This window comes from Desulfoplanes sp., assembly GCF_054921335.1.
In genome coordinates this window covers 1-3,252 of sequence record NZ_JBUDSQ010000154.1, presented here as the reverse complement: position 1 = coordinate 3,252, position 3,252 = coordinate 1, and the positions used below count along the sequence as shown (strand labels likewise).

Genomic DNA, 3,252 nt, shown 5'->3' with positions numbered 1-3,252 from the left:
GGGGACAACGAACATTTCTCCTGAGAGAGGTTCCACCCGGTATTCCCAGTCGATTCCTTCTTTATCATAAGACTGAATACACAATTCATCGTAGAAACCAAGTTGCATCAACTCGTCGCGGGCAATATCGGGATCGACTCCATACCGTTTCGTATAAGCAGCCAGCAAATTTTTTTGCGGATGTTTATGGAGCCATCTTTTTGCATTATTCAGGCGATTGTCCCGGACAAGTTTCTTTTTCGATTTTTTTTTGCGTGTGGTCATATTTTTATTCTGATATGTAAAAGGAGTACTGTCCACTTTAGATGTGCCTGCAAAAAGTATTTTTTGCAGGCGGTTTTAAATGATTAAGTTTTAAGCAAAACCAGATAGTTAGCTCTCATGATTTTTCAGGATTTGGCGAGGAGGGCATCTCTTGCAGTCGCATCCTTCACGGTGGCTCAAGAAAATCGGTTTTAAAAAAAAGATACCATGTATAAAAAACAGCGATAAACAAATAAGATATGGAGCGGGTAACGTGGATTTTGATTCCCATACGGCCATGATCCGTCATGGAGTGAAGACCGGTGTGGCCGCTGTGCTGGCCTGTGTGGTCGCCTCCTTGTGTCACCTGGAATACGGGTATTGGGCCGGACTTTCTGCGGTGATCGTCATGCAGACCAATGTGGCCGACTCCATCCGCATGTGTCTGTACCGGTTTTCCGGGACAGCGGTGGGGGCTTTCATCGGGATCGCGGCCATTGTGATTTTTCCGGAAAATCGGGTGATGACCATGGTGGCCCTGTTCTGCGCCGTGGGCTTTTGCGCGTACATGACCAGGTACAACATCAGGTACCGTATGGCGGCCATCACGGTGTGCATCGTCATCCTGGCCAGCGTGGGCGAGGAGAACCGTCTCGTCTTCGGGATGCTCCGGGTGGTGGAGATCGGGGTGGGAGTTCTATGCGCCTTTGTGATCAGTATTGTGCTCTGGCCCATGCGTGCGGGAAATGCCCTCCGGGGAAGGCTCCGTGAACGATTCAATGCATGCGCTGCGGCGTACCAGACACTCATGGAGGCCTTCCTTTCCCTGCAGGCAGAACTCGATCCGCACCTGCTTGACCGTCTGGTTGCGGATGTTCGCGAGGATCGTGCGCTTTACGGGAAGATAGTCCGTCATGAGCGCTGGGTATATAATGAAGATGTGGATCTTCTGAGCCTCAAGGTTCGTACCCTTGAGGCCTCTTCGACCTATCTGCAGACCATGCTCCATGCCCTGAACAGCGTTGATGGTAAGGGATACGAAATTATCATGGAACAGGAGCTCCGCGAGCTGGTGTCCGCCACCCTGACCACCATGTCGACCATCGGAGCAGGAGAGATTCCCCGCATAGACGAGCTCTCCCAAGCCCTCAGGCGGGCCGAGGGCAGGCTTCTGGAACTCCGAGAAGGCGGGGCCACCAGAAGGTTTCATCTCCAAAAGCTTGTTCAGTTTTTTGCCTTTTACCACGGAGCCCATTCCATGGGTAAACTCATCCTTCGGTATGGTCGGCAGCTGGGCAAATGCTAGTTGTCGGGCGGTGTCGGACGCAACGGCTATGCCTTCTGCCAATGCTGTCGGGTCCTGAAAAAAAGTTGTCACTTTTCGTTTGGATGGTCTGATGGTCGGACCCTACCGGCCGGTCTGATATCCCGATTGGTAATTGTTCCCGAACGCATATCCCGGTCGGAGGAATGCCCGGATTCTGCCAACCGGTTGACCTGTCTATAGGTTCATAGTTCATACATGGGGTCATCATGTTCAAGAGCGAGCCCGGAAGACTCAAAAAACAGCGCGAAAAATTATGGCCACAATTGGAAGGTTAGCCAGAAAACACGGACTGTCCCGCTCCACCCTGCTTTACTACGAGCGTATCGGATTGTTCTGCCCCAGCGAGTACACCAAGGGCGAATACCGGCAGTACAACGACGGGGATGACGCCCGGCTTGCCAGGATCTGTGAGCTCCGCAAGGCCGGGCTGCCGCTCAAGGATATAGGGCGCATCCTCGAAGAAGGGAGCGGGTCCCATGTAACACGTGTCCTGGAAGACCGGTTGACCGAGCTCAACGAAGAAATGAACGGGCTCAGGGAGCAACAGGTGATGGTGGCCGGCCTGCTCGGTCACGAGAATTTGCCTGCCGACAATGAGCCCATGGACAAGAAGACATGGGTGGCTCTGCTCAAGACCGCCGGATTCAGCGAAGGGGACATGCGCAACTGGCACATACGGTTTGAACGGAGTGCTCCAGAGAAACACGACCGGTTCCTGCGCCATTTGCGTATCCCGGAGACGGACATATCCGCCATCCGGGCCCTGGCTGCAGCACCCCACGTGATATTCACCATCAACAAGGAGACCGGAAGATTCATGGACGTCTTTTTCAAGCTCTACGAAGGATTGAAGCGGGAAGGGCCGGGCAGTTTGGCCATGGCCAGTCGGGCATATGAGATGTGTACCGGGTTGCCGGACAAGCCCGTCATACTGGAATTGGGATGCGGTACGGGCGGAGCCACCATGGATTTGGCCCGGATAATGGATGGGACCATTGTTGCGACGGATGTTTATCAACCGTTTCTCGACACGCTCATGCAGCGGGCCGAGGATCTGGGCGTATCCGATCGTGTGACAGCTCTCGCCAGGGACATGGGGGATCTCGATTTTGAACCCGCGGGTTTTGATCTGATCTGGTGCGAGGGTGCGGCCTATATCATGGGTGTGGATAAGGCGCTTGCCTATTGGAAGCAATTCCTCAAGCCCGGTGGCTGCATGGTTATCAGCGACGCTGTCTGGCTGACCAAAAGCGCCCCTGACGAGGTCAAGGAATTCTGGAAAGAGGCCTACCCGACCATGCGCACGGCAAAGGACAATGGAGAGGCCGCCGAAAAACTGGGGTACGTTTCTCTCGGCCATTTTATCATCGACGATGCGTGCTGGAAGGATTTTTATGATGATGTGGAACAGCGCATGAACGATGTGGAATCTGCATATGGCGATGACCCGGATGGGCGAGCCATCATCGACAGCACCCGCCTGGAGATCGACTTGTACCGCCGCTATCCCGGCATGTACGGGTACTGCATGCAGGTGCTCAAAAACGAGTGAAGCTGACAACGGTTCACCACAGCCAACGCCCCGCGGATACGGTATCCCCGGGGCGTTTTTCTTGGTAGATGCACATGGAATTCGTCGCATCAGGTGAACAAGGCATGATTTTCAACTTTTATCCTGTCCT

General features: G+C 53.8%; 3 protein-coding genes. 2 read left to right on the top strand and 1 reads right to left on the bottom strand.

The annotated features are described in order from the left end of the window. Nucleotides 1–264 (bottom strand): hypothetical protein (locus ACY692_RS14680; RefSeq protein WP_462326126.1); only part of this gene is annotated, 264 nt, incomplete at its 3' end. A gap of 253 nt (nucleotides 265–517) precedes the next feature. On the opposite strand from ACY692_RS14680, the gene ACY692_RS14675 reads away from it, so the two are divergent. Further along, on the top strand, nucleotides 518–1,549 hold the full coding sequence (locus ACY692_RS14675) for an FUSC family protein (RefSeq protein WP_462326125.1): 1,032 nt from the start codon (nucleotides 518–520) through the stop codon (nucleotides 1,547–1,549). Nucleotides 1,550–1,823: 274 nt separating this feature from the next. Beyond that, entirely contained in the window at nucleotides 1,824–3,122 is a 1,299-nt protein-coding gene (locus ACY692_RS14670; RefSeq protein ID WP_462326124.1) for a MerR family transcriptional regulator, read from the top strand. Nucleotides 3,123–3,252 lie beyond the last annotated feature (130 nt).

Bases quoted from the DNA above. Each gene is read 5' to 3' on its own strand.
- ACY692_RS14670 (WP_462326124.1), top strand. From the start codon at position 1,824: ATGGCCACAATTGGAAGGTTAGCCAGAAAACACGGACTGTCCCGCTCC.